A 19189-nucleotide genomic window follows, 5' to 3' on the forward strand; every position below is an offset into this window, starting at 1 on the left:
ATTTGAGCATTGTTTTCCCTTCCCTTCTGTCATGCATTTACAGCGACAATACTTGTTGTTTTCTCACTTTCAAAATACTGAAGTTGATGTAATCGTTTATAAAGCCCTTCCTCATTTAATAAGTCTAAGTGGCTACCTTGTTGTACAACTTTCCCTGCCTCCATCACTACAATAGAGTCAGCTTCCTGGATGGTTGATAACCGGTGGGCAATGACGATTGTAGTGCGCCCTTTCATTAAAGCTTTTAAAGCACTCTTCACATAATATTCCGTTTCACTATCAAGGGAAGATGTTGCTTCATCAAGTAAAAGAATAGGAGCGTCTTTTAATATAGCTCTCGCAATTGCCAATCGTTGCTTTTGTCCTCCGGAAAGCCTTATTCCTCTCTCTCCGATTTCCGTTTCAAATCCATTTGGAAGGGAAAGAATGAATTCGTATATATTAGCGGATTTTACTGCATTCACTATTTCTCCATGGGACAAACCCGGACGAGCTAACAACAAATTATCCTTTATTGTTCCTGCAAAGAGGAATGTTTCTTGCGGTACGTGAGCGATGGAACTGCGCAATTGAGCAAGCGTATATTCCTCCCTGGATTTTCCGTTTATCAAAATGGCTCCTTGTTGGGGTGTATACAATCCCAGCAGAAGATTTAACATTGTACTTTTACCGGCTCCACTCGGACCCACTACAGCCAATGTTTTCCCTTTTGGTACAGCAAGACTGAACTTATCAAAGATCACCTTTTCTTCATCATAGCTGAAAGATACATTCTTGAATTCTATAGACGTTAATCCTTGGAATAGAGGAGAATACTCATTTATGACAGGAGATTCAGCAGACTCATCTAACACATTTACTACTCTCTCCAATGCAGACACGGACCATTGAAACCCTGCCCATTGACTCGCGAGTCCCGTTAAAGGATTCACCAAATAACTGACCAAACTGACAAATGTAAGTAGGGACCCTACACTTATTACTCCCTTTGAAACATAATAAGCTCCTAAGCACAAGCTAATCAGATAGGTGATAGAACTTACCACCTGTCCTCCCGAACTGAACCATCCGCTAAGCTTAGCGTTCTCCATCTCTAATTCATATAACTTCTGGTTTGCACTGGAATACTTTCTATATAGAAACTTCTCCATCGTAAAAGACCGGATCACCTGAAATCCCTGGAATGTCTCTGTTAACGTATTATTTATCTTTCCGATCAAACTGTGTATTAAGCGGCTATTATTTCTCAGCAATAACCCAAAATAGACACCTGCCACTATAGCTAAAGGAGCCACGGAAACGCTTATCAGGGAAAGCTTCCAGTGTATTTGGATTAAATATATAAATACTGCTATATAGGTAAGGGGAAGTCTGAGAAGATCCATTAAGCTACTTCCGACTACCCCATCCACGCTATTGATATCGTTTGTAAAATGAGAAATCATGTCTCCAGACCGGCGAGAGGACACCTGCCTTAACGGAAGACGAAGAATGTGATGGAATAAATGGTTTTTCAAGTCCCTTTTTAAACCATTGGAGGTAATGGTTTCAATAATAATCGAAAAGAAGTTAGAAGCAATTCCAACAAGTACAAGAATGATACCAATCGGAATCAATCGTCTTAATTCAGGGAAGTCACTCTTAACAGCTGCATCCGTCATGTTTCCAAAGAACCATGCAAAAGCAATGGTCAGGAATATATCAACAAATAAAAGCATGAACATCGCCATATAAGCCTTCCATTGACGAAAAATAAAAGGCTTCAACATCTTAAATGTCCTCTTCATATCCTGCAAGTTCAAATATTGCTTAACTAAAGCTGAAAGTTGATTGATTCCCATCTTCATCGTTCTCTCCACCTTAAAGACTAGTAACGTACCGCTTTCCTATCTAGAAACACTCTTAACATTTGAGTCAATGAGGGAAAACGAAGGATAGCTTCCCTCCATACGAATGAACCCCACGTTGATGCAGAAAACTGGATATCCCTTCTTTTGATGTACATAAGCTTCCCAATTACCTGTTGTGGAAGAATGGGTTCATCAAATCCCAGATTTGTATCCCCTTTGCACATCAAGTATTTTCCACCATCAATCATGATTGTTCTGATAAATCGGTGTGAAATCAATTGACCCTGGACATTGTGAAACAATATCACATCCCCTTTTTCCAGATCAGACGGAGAGCAGGTTTCAAATGTACATGCATCCCCTTCTCTGATATAAGGATACATAGATGTCCCTTTAGCAGGGAGTTCAATCCACCGGTGCTTCCTGATCACCTTCTCAACCACCTGGATAGCCTGTGGACTAACTTGCATATTCAACCAATCCGTAATGTTGAAGTTCCTTTAAAAAATCTTTAATATCATCCTTTAACACTGCGCGGGCTTCTGTTATGTTAAAATGCCCCTCTACCGCTACAGCAATCGAATCGATGGTTTGAGCACTTTCTAATAATGCCCAACAAAAGCCCCCCACCTCATTCACCTTAGTAACGGTATATAGATCTGTATTCAGGATAATCCACTCATCATCAAATTGAGACGCTTCATATTCTTTTCTTTGGACGTATCTTTCAGTCATTACGAAATCAACTCCCAGAATGTATTATTCTTTTGAAAATGAAGATCATATACCGGCACATCCCTAACTATTTTCTTCAAAAAGTCTAATACCTTGACCACCTCATCTTCTTTATAAGTCCAATAAAATACTTTATCCATCAGCTTCATGAAGGCATCCGATTGTTTAACTTGAGTTCGTTCATTGAAGTCCGCCTGGTACAGTAATTGAATACTGGATAAAGGTGCATTCTCTTTGTGACCAACCGTCTCCAATTCACTTCTGAACGGGGAATCATAGATGAGTATGGAACGATCTGTAATCTTTATTAGTGTAGCTTCATCTGACAGAAGCTCTCTTGGGGCTGATAGTCTGGCTGCGGTAGACTTCCCTGCTCCTGAGTGACCTGCAAAAATGTGGGCTTTGTGTCCATCTATAACACAAGAGGAATGAAGTAACAGGCCCCAGTTGTGATGGAGAATGAACGAACTGTAAAGGTTCATAAGAGCATGCTTCAGGGCCAGATCGTCGTGAGCTGAAATCGTTGCATTTCTGAAACTGGAATCAACTTCAATGAAATAATCCTTCCTAAGGTATACAATATGATTCTCTTTCTTTATTATTTTCACATCATAATCTTCGAAAGGCTCTCCATAACCATGATTAATACGTAGATTTAAATCATGACTATTTCCTTGGCCAATAGCAAAAGAGAATCGTTCCGATAGAAAAGGCAGAAATTCATTCGAGGCCTGAATGATCTTGAATTTGTGGTCTGCTATCTTTATATAAAATGGAGTCATATGCTTCTCCTTTAACTGTCAAGTTGATGAAAGAGAGATCAACTTATCGTTCTATTGATCTCTAACTTGAAAACTATCTGTTTTTACCTTTTCCGTTACCTCCGCCTGGTTTCCCTCCTCCTCCACCATGCCACGGTTTAGGTCTTGGACCTGTGTATGGGTCATTCGGGTAATGAATACCTCCATTACCTGTACCAGGATGATCTAGGTTCCCATGTCCTTCATTCCAACTTTGGGCTGTTTCGAATTGGATCGGCTGGTGGGCTAGCACTTCAGGTTTGGTGTATGTTTCTTGTCTTTTCATTATTTCACTTCCCTATTGTTATAGAATTCTTCACAAAGATAATAACATCGTGCATACTACTATTAACCTAATTATATTACTAACTTTGTTCTTTTTAAAGAACATTTCGTCCGACAGAATTCTACATTCATGGGATAGCCCGTATTTGTTTCTCAAGCAAATTACTAAACATGCTCTTCTTTTCTTGAGCTAATTGATTAAACGAACCAGATTGGACGATTCTGCCTTTATCCAGTACTATCACTTGATCCGCATTTCGGATGGTTGATAGACGATGGGCGATGACGATGATGGTCATTTTGCCTTTGAGTCGTTCGATCGCTTTTTGGATTTTGGCTTCGTTTTCGCTGTCGAGGGCGCTGGTGGCTTCGTCTAATATGAGGATCGATGGTTTTTTCAAGATTGCTCTAGCTAGTACGATCCTTTGTCTTTCCCCTCCGGATAAGCGAATACCCCTGTCACCTATTAGTGTATCTAGTCCTTCAGGCAGGTTCGTTACAAATTCAGCTGCTGACGAGAATTGTAGTGCTTCCCAGATATCTTCATCAGTAGCATCTGGCTGAATCATTTGTAGATTTTCACGTATGCTTGCATTAAAGAGGAATGGATCTTGTGGAACATAACTAATTGCTTTTCTTAAAGCCAAAAGACTTCCTGTTTTGGGAGGCGTTCCATCTATAAGAATCTCTCCTTTTTCAGGTCGATTAAGTCCCATTATAATATCAATTAATGTGCTTTTCCCTGCTCCGGAAGGTCCTACAATGGCGGTCATTTTATAGATAGGGAAGCTTAGGTTGATATCCTTTAAAGCGAATAACGGATTTTCCTTCTGGTAACGAAATGCTATGTCCCTGCAACTGAGGCTTTTCATTATCTCTATTTGTTCATTATCATCATGCTTGATTTCACAATTGAATTCTGTTGCTTCTACACAATCTTTATGAAGATCATTAATCGAAATAAATGCTGGTAGAGTTGATGCAATTTTTTCAATATTTGTTTGTATGCTCGTAAATCTCGGCCACAAACGGGATAAAATAAGAATGACCAATAATAGTTGTTCTTTTTGAATCGTAAAAAACGTTAATGATACGTATAAAAAGATAACAATCAAGCACGCTGAAGAGATCTTATAAAATAATTGAGAAGAAGTGGTTAACTTAATATAATTTATTTGCTCATCACTCATTTTTGCTGTTAATCCTTGTATCCAGCGGAAATGAGTTTCTTCTAACAAATTGCTTTTCACTTCTTTGATTCCATTAAATTGGTCGGTGACTCCAGATAAATACTCTTGAGCATTTAGTGATGTTTGTGACCCTATTTTTTTTGATCTGATAATGAAATTTTTAGAAAAGAAACTAAGAATGAGACCAAACGCTACTACAATGAATGTCATTTCTGCCGACAACCAAAAAGCTAAACCAATTTGTATTCCTGTAAAGATAATACTTGACGTTAGCTGAAGAACTAAGTTAACTCCTCCAATTACACGAGCCAACTCTGTAGTTAAAGAATTAATTAGATCGGACTTTTTCTTTCTTAAGAAAAAACTCCAGTTTGAATGTAAGATTGATTTATATAAATCTATTCTAATTTGCCTACCGAACTTTTCTTGAATTTTAACATTTTGTATGACAACTTTTCTGTGTAACAGATGCTGTCCAGCCATTATCAGTAGAAATCCTGTTAGTATAATGATAAGTAATATAGACGGAGGTAACTCAGAAGTGAATCGAGAGAATAGTTGATTAGATTCTATGATGGTATTCATTTCAAGTAAACCGCTTACCTCTAATAAAGGAATAAGTAACAAAATTCCTAATCCTTCCAGAAGACTGATGATCACCATACCTATCAGATTGAGATATAATATTTTTCCAGAGATGGATCGTAGTTTTTTAAGGTAATACCACACAGAACTCATATTTCCCCCTCCTATTGCAACGCATTTTTCCTTGTTCTTCTCCAAACTGATAAGAATGGTCGTAAAGGAAAGTATAAAAAGTGAAGTTTTTTTGGAAGGTACAATGTGTGTAAGTCTTCTGGATAAGGATGTAAAAGACTTAGATAAAACCATACCTTTTGTTGAAATGGTTTAATTAGAAATAAATACTTTTTATGGAACTCAGCAATATCAACGGGAAGAGGTGTTGAGTGCAGGTTCACCTTATTCTCAAGATAATAAAGTGTTTGCTGCGCTAAATGGACAGATTGTTGATCTTCAAAATTTCTTTGGGTTTCCAAATGAGTAGAAGTACTAAATAACTCAGTGCATAAAAGCAGAGTTTTTTTGTATAAATGAGTACATTGATATTCACGTAAAATTCCATCGACATTTTCCCACTCAATATCTTGTTGTAAGAGTAAACGTACATCTTCTAACCACCTAAGTCTGGACCATCCATGCCTGGCTCCATGAGTAAGTAAGAAGCAAAGTAGATGTTCCCTACCTAAATACGCAAGGGAATTATGGCTGCTGATGGGCTTTTCTCTTCTTGAGGACCATAATTCCTTAAAGCCTGGTTCCTTACTTGGCCCTGGATTAAGCCTCCAATGAATTTCAACTTTCACTTTATTCTCTGGATGATAGTAAGTGACATGATGGTGTCTCCATTTCCAGTCACTCAAAATTGTAGTGATATAATCATCTTTTTTATATCCGTTATATTTTAGAAGGGCATCAACTTCCTCAAGATTATCTATATGTATTAGAACATCTAGATCACTGCATGTCCTCAATGAAAGTTCCCCATAAATATCTGTGGCGAGAATGGGTCCTTTTAAGAATAATGCTTTAATACTATTATCACTAAATAACTGGCTTACCTTCACCATTGCTCCACTTAAGTGAAGCATATGAAAAGTATTTTTTTGATAGAGTTGTTTCAGTATCTTCATTACATAATCGGGAATAAAGGTGATTGGATATTCAACTAGCTTTATATACACTTGAGGATATACACGATGATGTTTAACAAGTCTGACAAATTCTTCCCAATCTACTGAAGATACCCGGAATCGATTTTCCTGCAATTTATCATGTTTAAGAATATCTATAATCAATAGAAGTTCATTTGGTATTCCACTTAAATTAAGCCTCTGTTTGGGAGTCATTTTTTTCACCTTTACCATTTATTTTCTTAGTGAATTTTCCTACTACCGTAAACTTCTCCATCCCCTCAGCTCCAGAAATATACAAAGATCCACTGCGTAACCATGCATGCGCAATTAATCTATCTTCTTCTCTACCAGTCCCCAGATAAAGGGTTGATTCAATACCTCTACTCCTTAACATTTTCATCCCGGCAATTGCTTTGACTAAGCATTGACTTTCCCAAAAAGTATATTTGCTCATAATCTCAATAGAGCTTTTAACGTTTTTTATCACTTCTATATCCTTTTCTTTAGGAAGATAGGTAGATTCAATCATAAATTCACCAAGTGAAGGAGCTACCTTTGAAAAAGGAAGGTACTTTAAAACTCTTGCCCACCCTAATAAAAAATAAGCCTCAAGCAACATTACTCGCTCTCTATGACTTAATGAAATAAGAGCTAACATCTTCTTCAAAATAATCACCTAATAGTATTCAGTCATATTTAACCACTTCGATTAACTGTTCAGTCAGCAAATTTTCTAAGAATAAAAGTACCTGCTCTCTACATCTTTCTTCCTCAATTTCATACGTTTCCATTAAAGTACCTATTAAGGAATCAATGGAAGTTGTACCTTTCATTGATTCCCATATTTGTCCTCCAATTTCTCCTAAGTTATAATACTTACCATTATAAATACTTAACATCACCATTTCTCCATTCATATTGCTTACAATGTTTCCTTTTTTTTGTTGAATGTGATTAGTCATAATTAAATTTTTGTGCTTAATCATTTAAATTCCCCCTTCTTCTATTAATGTTAATAAGTGATGAACCAATTGTTCTGGAGCAACTCCTCGTGAGGGTCTTTTCATCTGATGTATCTGTATTTGATTAGCTATTTCGGTTGAAAAGTGGAAGTGCCAATCCAATAAGCTTAATCTTTGAACCAGGAAATTACGAAATGTGTGTTTATATAAGGTATGTACCTTATTCAAGTTGCTCAGTTGGCAAATTTCCAAATGCCTATCTTCTGTTTTAATTAATTCAATTATTCCTGCGAGAGGTTTGGGTTCAGCATGAAAATTCTTCTCTACAGGAACTGCATATTTATTTTCCCGATCAAACAATGGTTTAAATTGATTAGAATCAAACCCAAACACATCCAAGCTATCCTGCCATAATTTCTGTTGCGGGTAGGACGGATTAACGAATGGAATGTTCCTTTTAGAAAGAGAAACAGCTATCACATCATCACTTAAAAACTTATACCCTGCTTTAATAAACGCTGTAGTTAAAGTTGATTTCCCTACTCCGGAATCTCCTACAATCCCGTATGCTTTTCCATCAATCACGATTGCACTCCCATGTAATGGGATCATCCCTCTCTGTAGTAAAATAACTCCCATACAAGTTCCCAACAGATAAAGCCTTGTTTTATTTTCATCCCATTCAGATAATGGTGATACGATAACTCTTTTTCCTTCTTGAATTGAAAAGATCGCCAGGTTCTTTACCTTAAACACTATCATTTCTTCTAATACTACAATCTTCCCTTCTGTTCCCTTTTGACTCCAACACTCTGTTAGATCTCCTAATTCAATCTTGACATTGACGTCATTCATTAAAATTGACGCAATTGGAACCTCTGGTAATCTTATTTCACTGGATATGTATAATCCAAAGGCTTTATAAATCGTATTATTTATCGTACTAATCATTTTTTCACTCCAAAGATATATTTTGTAAAAGCCCTTATATTTCAAATGCTGATATAAGGGCTAAAGATTAATACAAAAAATAATTAGCTGTAATGTATGGTTTCATCTGCATCCGGCTGTACTGCATCTGGAGTCTTGATTCCTGGTCCAGCCATTGTCATATTTACATCTAGAACTTCTAAAACTGGTTTCTCCCACGTTTTTTTCATTTTCCCACCCCCTTTCAAGATACCTTCTTCATAAATCGATAAAAAATTAAACTACGCATTAATAGTCTAAAATCTAAATCATAAACCTGTTCAGGCTTTGGTTCGTGTTTATACATTTCAATCGCATTCTTTATCGCCGGAATATTTAGTACATCAGCTACCAATGAGTCATTACTTAATTCCTCAAGCTCTCGAATAAACTCTCTCCAGACAGGCATCATTCTGTGTATGCCATCGGCACCTTGAACCCCTCTGGTACGCTGGTTGAGCCTAATGCTATCCGGTAAAATACCCTTTGTGGACCTTCTAATAAGCGATCTACTAAATCCATTTTGTACATATTGCTCCTCAGGAACGGATAAACAAAAATTCACTACCCTTAAGTCGTTTGTAGGGTCCCGATCCCATACAGCGTGATGGATGGATAATTTAGAACTATAAGTACCTGTTATATTCCAATAAAAAAGCTGTTCAAATTGCTTTTTCTTTATTTCATATGAATCGGTTAGGGTACCTGTTAAATCTATCTCATGCCGATGTAACGTTTCATATACACTTGTTTTCTTAGCAAAGTCTGAACTGATCATCGAAGGTAATAATTCCTGATTTTTAGACTTATAAATAGTTGAATACATCTTTTTTGAGACTACAGACAATACTCTGGATTTAGGAACACCAACATTTGCACTGTACTCTGATATTTCTTTGTAAAATCGAAGAAATTTAAATTTCCTCATTAAATTTGCTTGATAATCAATCGCAGGTCCCCAAGAAACTGTCCAATTCCCCCTTTGCCCATTCAGCAGAACTCTGATTCCTTGTTCTTGCGCTTTTTCAAACATTCCTTTAAGCCAGAATGTATTTTCAAAGTACTTGTAAGGCATTTCAAGAGCATCTAACCAGCCATCTATTTCGCTAAGGGGACTCTTTTCTTCGAAGGTGAAATAATGATCGTTGATGTTTCCGTTAAAATTTACGGTTGATTGGATGAGAGGTCTTTCATTTGCAACCCGGCTTTTCGGTGTCCAATCGATAAATCCTTCAATAGGAATATAGCTAAAGGTATGTAACTTCTTTTTTTCTTCCTTAAGAGAATTTGCAGCTAAACATGCCACTGAGCCTGAATCCAAACCTCCACTTAAGTGTGCACCAATTGGATAGTTAGAACGTAATCTTGAATGAATAGCTTCATTAAACACTTCTATAAATGCTTCTTCGTATTCTTCATTGGATTTCAGATTCAGCTTTTCTTTTGCTACCAGGGTTGAATACCGATTTAGTTTCAATTTCCCACCGCACAAAGCAATGGAGTGAGAAGGTGGAATTTGTTTAATCTTTTTATATACAGTGCTTCCAGTATCAACGGTTTCAAAATTCCATGGAATGGCCAGGAACTCTGCCGTCCATTGTTCACTAATTTCATTTTCCACATAGGGAAGCTTAAGCAACGGCTTCATTAATGAGCAAAAGGCTAGCCTATTGGAATCACTATAATAATAGAGCGTACGGGCTCCTGAAAAATCTCTTGCTCCAAATAACTTTTGTCTCTTTTCATCCCAAATCATAAATGCAAAATCCCCAATTAAATACCTCGGACAATCTTCTTGCCACTTATGATAAGATAGTAAAATTAGTTTACTGTCGGAGATCGCTTTTCTATTACTCTTGTTTATATTCAATTTATTAAAAAGTTCATCCCTATTGTCGATTATGGCGTCTGCTGTAATGACCAGTTGCCTTTCAGAATCGTATAAAGGGTTTTTCTCCCCAACTGATTCAGGGGTAATCCATTGAGTATGACACCCGAAAAACAGGTTATCCTTATGGAGAATCTGTATATCATCAGCCGGGAATTTGTTTAAGGCATTCATTACTGTAGATATGTGGTCATAAGATATAGGCTCTTGATTAATATTGTAACTTCCAGCAATTGCACTCATGAAAATCCTCCCCTATCTCCCACTCAATTCTTAATAACGAACATATAATTAATACTCATTTTTAATAAGGAAAAGTTTCTTCTCTTGCTTCCATTCTTTTTCTGTTATGTAAATATCTAAATAGCCACCACATTATAAGAATTCCAATTAAATTCTTAATAAGGTCACCTACTGAAAAGGTCCGGAACGGAACGAATAATTGATGTATCTCATCAGTAACTGAATATAAAAAGGAAAGGATGATTGCAGTAATTTCTTTGCGTCGGTTGAGGTTGCCAAAAGACAGTTGAAAAAGAACAATGAGTACATATAAAATGCCGAATTCAATTAAATGGAGCGATTCCAATAATAGGCCAGCAAATAATATAATACGTGGATCAAGAGTGAGACCGGTGTAATAGATGATTTCAGGATTAAAATGACTTGATTGGAACCAGATTAGTATCATGTAGCCTAAAATAACTAATGCTAAAATTATTTTCTTTAGAAAAAGGGTCAAATTGTACTCAGCTCCCAATCTGGTTAGAAATACCTAATTTGTACCATATAGAGAACAATACTATAATTTTATAAAGAACGCAAGGTGTAATAATGATTATTCCAAAATAAATTAGGCTATCCTTTTTTCACTATTCATTAACGATTTATTGATTCTTAGCTGCTGAATGAATTGGTATAACTTCTTAAATACGTAACGGATAAAAAGTGGTATAATTATACCTCCAACTAAATATACAAACCAAGGAAAAGCTACTCCTGGTAGTAAAAAATGATTGATGTAACTCACCAGGGGAAATGAAATCCCTGCATGCAGGATTAAAATATACACAGACTCTCTTCCTATATGACTAATGGCTCTAAACCAGTGGTGTATTGCAGTAATTCCCCTTACAATTTCCAGACTAAGCAGGCTCCCCGAAACTCCGCTAATATAAAACAATAAGAGGTTTCCATACTCTCTTAAACCCATACTGACAGGCTCATTGATAAGAAAAGCTGAACACAGGACCAAGCTCAACCCAATGCCCCCAGGAAATCGCAACCCCTGTCTTAGGCGATCCCCTATAAAGATGAACAGTAGTGATACCATTGAAATATCCAGTCCCCATGGAAGGTGGACCACGCTTCCAATAACTGCCCCAATCCACCCGATAACCGCGTAAATAGCAAACTGCTGAGCTAATACGAACCTTTGCAGATACTTCTGGCTGGCGGCATACATTATTAAAGCCCCGTATAAGCAAACCAAAAACCACAAAGGGTAATTGATCAACCCCTCAATGTTTCCCTTAAGTATTCCCGATAATGGTTCATACCAGAGAAAGCTTTCCCTATAATCACCTGTGAACTTCGTTACGATCCAATATAAGTACGAAAGTAAACACCCGATAACATAAGGTACTAATAAACTAAAGGAACGTTTCTTTACAAACAGATAAAAGTTCCCTTTATATTTCTTTGAATTGAATGTGTAGCCCGCTAACATGAAAAACAAAGGCATTCCAAACGACTGTAAGAAAGCAGTGATGGGCTGCGGCATATTGGAGTGGACTGCAACTACCATTATGATGCCGAATCCTTTTAAGAGATCAAGGTCGATTAGTCTTTGTTTCATTGGGATCACCCTTATCTCGTCCAAAGTTAAGATTATACTTTTATGATGACTGTACAAGTTGATTATTTATAGCTACAACTTTTCCATTGTTCATTCTGTATACAATGTCGCAATTTTCGATGGTGCTAAGTCTGTGAGCAATAATAATGAGTGTTTTATCACCTTTTAATGCATCAATTGCCTTCATGATTTCTTTTTCTGTCTCATTGTCCAGAGCAGATGTAGCTTCATCCATGAATATAATTTCCGGGTTATGATAGAGCGCACGGGCAATGCCTATTCGCTGACGCTGTCCTCCTGAAAGTCTTACCCCTCGCTCACCCACTGAAGTTTCAAGTTGCTCTGGGAGCGCTTCAACGAATTCTTTTAATTGTGCCTGTTTCAGCGCCCGCCAAACCGCTTTTTCATCTATATCCTTGTTGTCTACTCCAAATGCGATATTCCCACGAATCGTGTCATCTGATAAAAAAATGGACTGCGGTATATATCCAATCTTTTTCTGCCAGGTTGATTTTTGCTCTTCCAAGTCTGTTCCATCCACCAGTACTTGACCTTTTTCCGGGGTGAACAAACCAAGAATAATATCCACGATTGTGGTTTTACCTGCTCCCGACTCTCCGATAAATGCGACTGATTGACCAATTGGGATAATAATTGATGCCTCTTTTACTGAGTAATTCTTTTGATTTGGATATCTAAATGAAATATTTTTCAATTCTATAGAATCTTTATAAGTTTTCGAATCATTATTACCTGTTGTAATGTGAGAAGATTTTGTACTAACTTGTTTCTTTTCCTTGTTTAAAAACAAGTCGTTATATACCACAGCGAGTGCTGGTTGGCTGTATTTAATGGTAGTAATTAACGCAACCACTCGGGTGATAGAAGGCATTAATCTAAATGCAGCCATTGCAAATAGTGCCATGGTAGAAATGAGTTCTGAAGTGCTTCGATCCTGGAAAACGATGATTAACATGGTAATGAGGACCACCGATACTAATAATGTTTCAATAAACAATCGTGGGACTTGTTCAAGCATTTTCATGTACCGGCTATTATTAGCTTTGATTTGGCTTTGATATGCATAAGAATTGATAAAAAACTTCTCATTGCCTGAGACTTTCACTTCTTTACTTGCTCCTAATCCCTGGTTCACCCATTTGATCATTGATCCGTTTACAGTCTGCTGCTCTTTTCCTAAATGAGTGATTTTTTTTCTGAAATACTTAAAAAAGACCATTACACTTCCTCCTAATAAAATCGAGGCTGTAATAGTTGCTAAGGGAGCTGCGAATAAAAGTAACAGCAGAATACAAAAAATTACAAGTATTTCAGTTATAAGTTGGAAGCCGGAGATAACTATGCCTTGAAAAACTCTTGGAACTTCTACGTCCACATTTCTTAATAAGTCCGCTGAATTCTTCTGTAAGTGGAAAGTATATGGTTTAGTTAGATACTCTTTAAATAATTCTCTAGATAATTTCACTTGCTGATTTAGTATGACCCTAAATTGAGCATAATTAAAAAAGAGAAGATAAAGATTTTTAAGAACAAAAATCAAAAGTAGTCCTATAACTGAGAAAGTAATATACATAGTTGTAGAGGGGAAGTTGAACAGTTTATATGTTTCTGACAGGAAATCGTTTTCATGTATCATCTCCGGGTTTGTTAAAATCCCGACAAAAGGTAAGATTAATCCTATTCCAAGTGTTTCAAATAAAGCTGCAAAGATCATTAAGAAAAACAAATAAAATAACCTCTTCTTATCATTTTTATTAAATATAACAAGAAGCTTATTAAGCGACTCTTTCAATACTGTACACCCTTCCTCACATTACTGTACTTTCCTATTGCCACTACCAAAAGAACTTATGTTAATAATATTTTTATAAAAAAATTGAAAACTATTTTTCTTATCCCCCAGAATGTTTACATTCAAATTTTTTATAATATATTTACATTTGAATATTGCTTAAATGTATTCTTGTACATTGTATTGGGAATTAGTAGATATCATTTCACCATTGGCTCCTATCAAAAAAAACTTTCAATAACAAATCATCAACTAAGTTATTTGCATTTACCGATATTTTCTTTTTATTCCCTCTCCAGGTTAAACCTATTTAATAAACTTCAGAAGTTTTTTTATTTCATCGCTATTAACTGGTTCTTTAGATAAGTTATTAGAGTAAGTTTTCATTAATTTTCTATTAATTATGAGTGTTTTCAATGAGTTGTAAATAGACCACTCATCCTTGTTCACTATTACTCCCGTAATTCCTTGCTTTATTTGCTCGTTCGCTCCATTAACATCAGTAGTAACTATTGGCTTTCTTAAACATCTTGCTTCAATTAAGGTTATACAATAACCTTCATACCTTGAAGGCTGAACGTATAAATCACATTGTTTTATATATGGGTAAGGGTTAGACTTAGCACCTAACAATATAAAATGTTCCTCTACATTTAATTGTGAAATAAGTTGTTCATATTCATATCGAGCATTTCCCTCGCCTATGCAATACCATTTCACTTTATGACCTTCTTTTACCAGTCTTGCTAGAGCCCTTATTGCTAGATCCTGTCCTTTCTCTTTAGATAACCTCCCCACTGTTAAGATTCGTTTTCCGTCAAAATTATCATCAAAACCGTCTCCTATTTGCGACTGCAATAGTATATTGCTTTGAGAGACTACATTAAAGAACACCTCTGTTTTTCCTTTAATGGATGGAGCCTCTTTAATTAACTTCTTCTCCGCTTCGTTTGATACAACATAAATCTTATCGAATATTTTATATAGTTTTTTACACAACCTCTTATCGAACCCTATTTTTGTAACATCAAAATGAATCCACTGAATTCTTTTTTCTGCTTTGATTTTCTTTGCAACAAAATAGCTTATGAAGTCCATTGGACCTGCATAAGCTATTGCAATATCGTATTTTTTTTTATATTTTGGTAGATTTTTAAGGGTATAGTTATAATAAAGCATTTTACTCCGAAAAACTTTCGAAAGAGTATGAACACAACCAAGCGCAATACTTTTCACTATTTTCCCCTGTTTAATTAATTCAGCTACCGTTGTTTTGACTGGTCTATTTAGTAATTGCTTATAAGCAGCATAGTCTTCTAAATATTCAACCTTAACTTCTTTTGGTATAGCGTCTAAGAATCCTCCATATTTCTCCAGCATTAATATAGTTATTTCATACTGATCTTTGGGCATCTCATTAATCATATTGAGCAATGCCTTCTCGGTTCCACCTATATTCATATTAATAACCATAAATACTATCTTTTTCTTCATGCTTTTCTCACCCTATACGACTAAATTATAAAACTTCTCAATCTCCTCAACATTCCCTTTCTTTTCAAGTTTTAAATATTCGGTTATTTCATTTCTGAGATCATGGTTAATAATTAAATTTATTATTCCATCAGCAACACTTTCAGAATCCATATTCACCACTAATCCATTTTTATTTTGAACCATCTGATTATAGACAGCGTCAAAATTTGTGGTGACTACAGGAACATTTAACATGCGAGCCTCAGCTATCGCCAACCCGAACCCTTCAAATTTTGAGGTTTGAACATATATATCGGATTTTTTTATAAAAGGATATGGATTTGCTTTTACACCTAACAAAATGAAATGATCAGTTAAATCGTGGGTAACAACATATTGACGTATCTCTTCTTCAAGTGGTCCTTTACCGAGAACATACCATTTGAAGTTAATCCCTTTTTCTTTCAGTTTTTTACATGCTTCAAGTGCAATATCATATCCCTTTTGACGAGCTAGCCTACCAATAGTGAGAATCCTTACTCCATCAAAATAATCCTCATACCCATCTCCGATATCTGCCATATCTGAAATGAATTGAGGATTATTAATATCATAAATAACTTCCATTTTACTACGATACTCTGGAAAAGTTTCTAAGAATATTTCCTTTGTTGATTCAGATACTCCCACAATTTTATCGTATTGATCATAATATTTTTTCTGAAATACTTTGTCTTTTCCAGTCAATCTGTAGCTGACATTAACCCAGGCTAATTTCTTTTTTGCTTTGACTTTTTCAGCTACATAGAATGTAGGCACTCCTTGGGCATAACTGATAGCAATGTCATAAGTTTTCGGGTTTTTTTCAATATTATTAGATAATTTATCCCAGAAGATACGAGCCTTTCCTCTATTTGAGTACTGTTTTCTTTTGATTTCCATTGAATAACTAATCCTTGAGATTAACATTCTGAAATATCCCTTTTCTAGTGACTTTAACAGAGCTCTTTTAATACTTAGTTTTGCAAAGGTTGAATATTTTAAAGGTTTTAGAACATTGACCTCTTTCGGTAGTAATTTTTCAAAAGTCCCACCATGGGAAAATAACATTAGATCAACATTATACTGTGAATAGTTTAACAATGATAAAAGAGATACTAAGCTTTTTTCTGCACCAGCAACTTCAAGAGAATCAATTACAAATAAAAGGTTTTTCTTATTCATGTAAACCCCTCTTAACTTTTATTAAAGATAATTTATATCTTATAATCATTAACTTACATATCTCTAAAATTTTAAATATTTCATATCTAAGAACTTTGAAGTTTACTTTTGGGATCCATCCACTCAACTTTTTTATGGCTAAGTAGTCTTCGAATTTCATACTTTTCAGTTTCATTTCCCCTACAACGTCTAACGTACTAAATTTTACACCATCAAAATAAAAATGATTCTTCGGATTATAAATTATGTCATCTTTCTTTTTTTCATAAAAATTAATTTCTTTATTTTTAGTATTATTTTTAGTGTGGAAGTTAATAATGTCTACATTGTTCCTTCTATTGACTAACCCATATATCTGTATTACCGAGTTAGAGATTACGCAGATATCTTCACCTTCAGATTCATTGTAATTACTTTCACCTCGAAGTAAGTTGATGATATGTTTCATCTCTTTAACTTGTTTCTTATTAGTGAAATTAATAAAAGAGATACTATTGTCATTAAGTAAAATTTGGGCTAACTTAAACGATTCTTCCTCGCTTTGACTTATATAACTAAGTTCATCCCCGATAATATGTTCCTCTTTTAGTATCTGCGCGTTATTAAATATATTACTCCAATGAGTGCTGTCGAAAAAAATAATCTTTATTTCTAACAATCCATCTTTTAGTTTTATATTATGATCTGGTAACTTTAATAGTTCTACCAAGTTTCGAACTCCATTTTTAGTCAGTTGGATTGTTTTTTCATAATATATACAGTCGTACTCTTTTAGCTTTCTTAAAATAAATTCATTAATCTCCTCTCCCTGAATAATAATCCGAATATTCTTATTGATTTTACAGAATTCATAAGCAATAGCATCACTCCAACAATTTAATAAGCCCTTACTTTTAAAAAACTCATAATTATAATTTGGGTCATGACCCCCTATATTTACTACTTTCACTTCTTTATTGTGATATATTGCAGCGCTGATTCTATGTGCACCATCCAATGGAACCCCTTTGCTGCTTACTGGTAAAATCGAAATGTTATCATTAAACCCTTCTTCCCTTACAGATGTTAATGTTTTATGGAATGAATTAATAAATTTATTAATTCCAACCTTGCCACTTCTATCATCTTCTTCATATCTATTAAATGCCCACAAATGATTTTTATATAGTTTCAAGCCCCATTTGCTTTTATAATTTTCCTCATAAAACTTTGCATATATATATTTAGCCACAATATCAAAGCGCTTATTACTTATTAACTTATGAGGAGACATCTCTTTAACCGTCTGGTCGAAATTTTGAATAGAACTATTTTTCAATCGATTAAGATTAAGCTTTTTTAAGATGTCTTTTGATGAAGAATTATTTTTATATTCTTCCATTAGAATCACCTATATATAACTTGACTTCTTTCATTTTAATATCAGTGTTCTCTAACTTATTTCTTATCTTTTTTATTCCTCGATAACCGATTAAAACGTAAGGATGTATACAAAATAGCTTAAATTCCTTTTTTAAACCAGATATTTCCTCTACTGCTTTTTTGAATAAATCATTATTTGCTTGGATGTATTCGTTAATTTCTTTTCTTCTGATTGCACCCCTATCTATCTTCCTATTCCGAAAAAGAAGATTGTAATGCATTAAACTGTTTTGCAAAATACTCCTGTAAACCTCGTCTTGATAATGTGGATAGTGTTTTTTCACAAATTCCAGCCTTTCCTTTAATCCTGTCAGGATGTCGAGGTTCCTGATGGAGTATGTGGCTACGATACTGTCACTCCGCTGGTAGTAGTGGCAGAGGGGTTTATGAAGGAGTACGAATGTCTTCACTCTTTTCATCACCTGATGAGCCCAAAAAACATCTTCGAATAATACCCCTTTTTTAAATGGAATATCCTTAATCAGTTCCGTTTTATAAAGCTTTCCCCAGGCGAAGTTTTTCACCTTATCGTTTTTAATCAGTTCGTACATGGATTCCTGATTATTCAGCAAAAGCATACTTCCGTCATTGGAATAGTTATTGCTGTCAAACAGCAGTTTATCATCATAAGCATAATAAAAAGCTGATTGTACTAAATCAGCTTGATGTTCATGCCTGCAATGCAGCATGTCTTCTATCATGGTTGGTTCGAGCCAGTCATCACTGTCTACGAATACGGTGTATTCACCTCTCGCCTCTTTCATGCCCTCATTTCTGGCATCTGATAAGCCACCATTTTCTTTGTGTATGACGATGATTCTGGAATCTTTGTGTTTATATTCTTCGGCTATCTCTCCACATCGATCTGGAGATCCATCATTTACAAGAATAATCTCTAAATAGGGATAAGTTTGGTGTAGTATGCTCTTAATACATCTATGGATATATCTTTCTACTTTGTATATGGGAACAACTACGCTTACGATTGAATGGTGCAAGGTT

At 35.3% G+C, this 19189-nt stretch carries 19 protein-coding genes; all 19 read right to left on the minus strand.

Features of this window, described 5'->3' with window-relative positions; all coding sequences use genetic code 11:
• Positions 1–29: 29 nt before the first annotated feature.
• The 19 genes from ACIFOD_RS04280 to ACIFOD_RS04370 all read right to left on the minus strand — a co-directional run bounded on the left by ACIFOD_RS04280 (position 30) and on the right by ACIFOD_RS04370 (position 19185).
• The gene (locus tag ACIFOD_RS04280) at positions 30–1847 is read right to left on the minus strand and encodes an ABC transporter ATP-binding protein (RefSeq protein ID WP_430313564.1); all 1818 of its coding nucleotides are present in this window, start codon (positions 1845–1847) and stop codon (positions 30–32) included.
• A gap of 20 nt (positions 1848–1867) precedes the next feature.
• A complete protein-coding gene (locus tag ACIFOD_RS04285; RefSeq protein WP_430313565.1) occupies positions 1868–2281 on the minus strand; it encodes a signal peptidase I in 414 nt (137 codons plus the stop codon).
• Positions 2282–2309: 28 nt separating this feature from the next.
• Entirely contained in the window at positions 2310–2585 is a 276-nt protein-coding gene (locus ACIFOD_RS04290) for a PqqD family protein (RefSeq protein WP_430313566.1), read from the minus strand.
• On the minus strand, positions 2585–3367 hold the full coding sequence (locus tag ACIFOD_RS04295) for a hypothetical protein (protein ID WP_430313567.1): 783 nt from the start codon (positions 3365–3367) through the stop codon (positions 2585–2587). Before ACIFOD_RS04295 ends, ACIFOD_RS04290 begins: the two co-directional genes overlap by 1 nt.
• 73 nt (positions 3368–3440) lie before the next feature.
• Positions 3441–3671, minus strand: a complete 231-nt coding sequence (locus ACIFOD_RS04300; protein WP_430313568.1) for a hypothetical protein — start codon at positions 3669–3671, stop codon at positions 3441–3443.
• A 127-nt stretch (positions 3672–3798) separates the two neighbouring features.
• Positions 3799–5598 (minus strand): ABC transporter ATP-binding protein, encoded by a 1800-nt coding sequence (locus ACIFOD_RS04305; RefSeq protein ID WP_430313569.1) that lies wholly within the window; start codon positions 5596–5598, stop codon positions 3799–3801.
• Positions 5599–5609: 11 nt separating this feature from the next.
• On the minus strand, positions 5610–6806 hold the full coding sequence (locus tag ACIFOD_RS04310; RefSeq protein WP_430313570.1) for a nucleotidyltransferase domain-containing protein: 1197 nt from the start codon (positions 6804–6806) through the stop codon (positions 5610–5612).
• A complete protein-coding gene (locus ACIFOD_RS04315; protein WP_430313602.1) occupies positions 6766–7233 on the minus strand; it encodes a lasso peptide biosynthesis B2 protein in 468 nt (155 codons plus the stop codon). The genes ACIFOD_RS04310 and ACIFOD_RS04315 overlap by 41 nt, the downstream gene beginning before the upstream one ends.
• Before the next feature lie 28 nt (positions 7234–7261).
• Complete coding sequence (locus ACIFOD_RS04320; RefSeq protein WP_430313571.1) at positions 7262–7561, minus strand: lasso peptide biosynthesis PqqD family chaperone; 300 nt, start codon at positions 7559–7561, stop codon at positions 7262–7264.
• Complete coding sequence (locus ACIFOD_RS04325; RefSeq protein WP_430313572.1) at positions 7562–8488, minus strand: aldolase; 927 nt, start codon at positions 8486–8488, stop codon at positions 7562–7564.
• Between the two features lie 83 nt (positions 8489–8571).
• Positions 8572–8697: a paeninodin family lasso peptide gene (locus ACIFOD_RS04330; protein ID WP_430313573.1), complete on the minus strand. Its 126-nt coding sequence runs from the start codon at positions 8695–8697 to the stop codon at positions 8572–8574.
• Between the two features lie 14 nt (positions 8698–8711).
• Entirely contained in the window at positions 8712–10637 is a 1926-nt protein-coding gene (locus tag ACIFOD_RS04335; protein ID WP_430313574.1) for an asparagine synthase-related protein, read from the minus strand.
• 61 nt (positions 10638–10698) lie between these two features.
• Positions 10699–11085: a VanZ family protein gene (locus tag ACIFOD_RS04340; protein ID WP_430313575.1), complete on the minus strand. Its 387-nt coding sequence runs from the start codon at positions 11083–11085 to the stop codon at positions 10699–10701.
• Between the two features lie 162 nt (positions 11086–11247).
• Entirely contained in the window at positions 11248–12252 is a 1005-nt protein-coding gene (locus ACIFOD_RS04345) for an acyltransferase family protein (RefSeq protein WP_430313576.1), read from the minus strand.
• A 40-nt stretch (positions 12253–12292) separates the two neighbouring features.
• Complete coding sequence (locus ACIFOD_RS04350) at positions 12293–14065, minus strand: ABC transporter ATP-binding protein (RefSeq protein WP_430313577.1); 1773 nt, start codon at positions 14063–14065, stop codon at positions 12293–12295.
• A gap of 306 nt (positions 14066–14371) precedes the next feature.
• Entirely contained in the window at positions 14372–15559 is a 1188-nt protein-coding gene (locus tag ACIFOD_RS04355; protein ID WP_430313578.1) for a glycosyltransferase, read from the minus strand.
• 12 nt (positions 15560–15571) lie between these two features.
• Positions 15572–16765: a glycosyltransferase gene (locus ACIFOD_RS04360; protein ID WP_430313579.1), complete on the minus strand. Its 1194-nt coding sequence runs from the start codon at positions 16763–16765 to the stop codon at positions 15572–15574.
• Positions 16758–18146 (minus strand): hypothetical protein, encoded by a 1389-nt coding sequence (locus tag ACIFOD_RS04365; RefSeq protein ID WP_430313580.1) that lies wholly within the window; start codon positions 18144–18146, stop codon positions 16758–16760. Before ACIFOD_RS04365 ends, ACIFOD_RS04360 begins: the two co-directional genes overlap by 8 nt.
• Positions 18133–19185, minus strand: coding sequence for a glycosyltransferase family 2 protein (locus tag ACIFOD_RS04370; protein WP_430313581.1), 1053 nt, complete (start codon positions 19183–19185; stop codon positions 18133–18135). Before ACIFOD_RS04370 ends, ACIFOD_RS04365 begins: the two co-directional genes overlap by 14 nt.
• Positions 19186–19189: the final 4 nt, after the last annotated feature.

Source organism: Rossellomorea sp. NRS-1567, from assembly GCF_050467885.1.
Classification (GTDB): domain Bacteria; phylum Bacillota; class Bacilli; order Bacillales; family Bacillaceae_B; genus Rossellomorea; species Rossellomorea aquimaris_C.

Bases quoted from the DNA above. Each gene is read 5' to 3' on its own strand.
- ACIFOD_RS04315 (WP_430313602.1), bottom strand. From the start codon at position 7,233: ATGTTAGCTCTTATTTCATTAAGTCATAGAGAGCGAGTAATGTTGCTT.
- ACIFOD_RS04290 (WP_430313566.1), bottom strand. From the start codon at position 2,585: ATGACTGAAAGATACGTCCAAAGAAAAGAATATGAAGCGTCTCAATTT.
- ACIFOD_RS04330 (WP_430313573.1), bottom strand. From the start codon at position 8,697: ATGAAAAAAACGTGGGAGAAACCAGTTTTAGAAGTTCTAGATGTAAAT.
- ACIFOD_RS04310 (WP_430313570.1), bottom strand. From the start codon at position 6,806: ATGGTAAAGGTGAAAAAAATGACTCCCAAACAGAGGCTTAATTTAAGT.
- ACIFOD_RS04300 (WP_430313568.1), bottom strand. From the start codon at position 3,671: ATGAAAAGACAAGAAACATACACCAAACCTGAAGTGCTAGCCCACCAG.
- ACIFOD_RS04345 (WP_430313576.1), bottom strand. From the start codon at position 12,252: ATGAAACAAAGACTAATCGACCTTGATCTCTTAAAAGGATTCGGCATC.
- ACIFOD_RS04365 (WP_430313580.1), bottom strand. From the start codon at position 18,146: ATGGAAGAATATAAAAATAATTCTTCATCAAAAGACATCTTAAAAAAG.
- ACIFOD_RS04325 (WP_430313572.1), bottom strand. From the start codon at position 8,488: ATGATTAGTACGATAAATAATACGATTTATAAAGCCTTTGGATTATAC.
- ACIFOD_RS04280 (WP_430313564.1), bottom strand. From the start codon at position 1,847: ATGAAGATGGGAATCAATCAACTTTCAGCTTTAGTTAAGCAATATTTG.
- ACIFOD_RS04355 (WP_430313578.1), bottom strand. From the start codon at position 15,559: ATGAAGAAAAAGATAGTATTTATGGTTATTAATATGAATATAGGTGGA.
- ACIFOD_RS04360 (WP_430313579.1), bottom strand. From the start codon at position 16,765: ATGAATAAGAAAAACCTTTTATTTGTAATTGATTCTCTTGAAGTTGCT.
- ACIFOD_RS04305 (WP_430313569.1), bottom strand. From the start codon at position 5,598: ATGAGTTCTGTGTGGTATTACCTTAAAAAACTACGATCCATCTCTGGA.
- ACIFOD_RS04335 (WP_430313574.1), bottom strand. From the start codon at position 10,637: ATGAGTGCAATTGCTGGAAGTTACAATATTAATCAAGAGCCTATATCT.
- ACIFOD_RS04295 (WP_430313567.1), bottom strand. From the start codon at position 3,367: ATGACTCCATTTTATATAAAGATAGCAGACCACAAATTCAAGATCATT.
- ACIFOD_RS04320 (WP_430313571.1), bottom strand. From the start codon at position 7,561: ATGATTAAGCACAAAAATTTAATTATGACTAATCACATTCAACAAAAA.
- ACIFOD_RS04340 (WP_430313575.1), bottom strand. From the start codon at position 11,085: ATGATACTAATCTGGTTCCAATCAAGTCATTTTAATCCTGAAATCATC.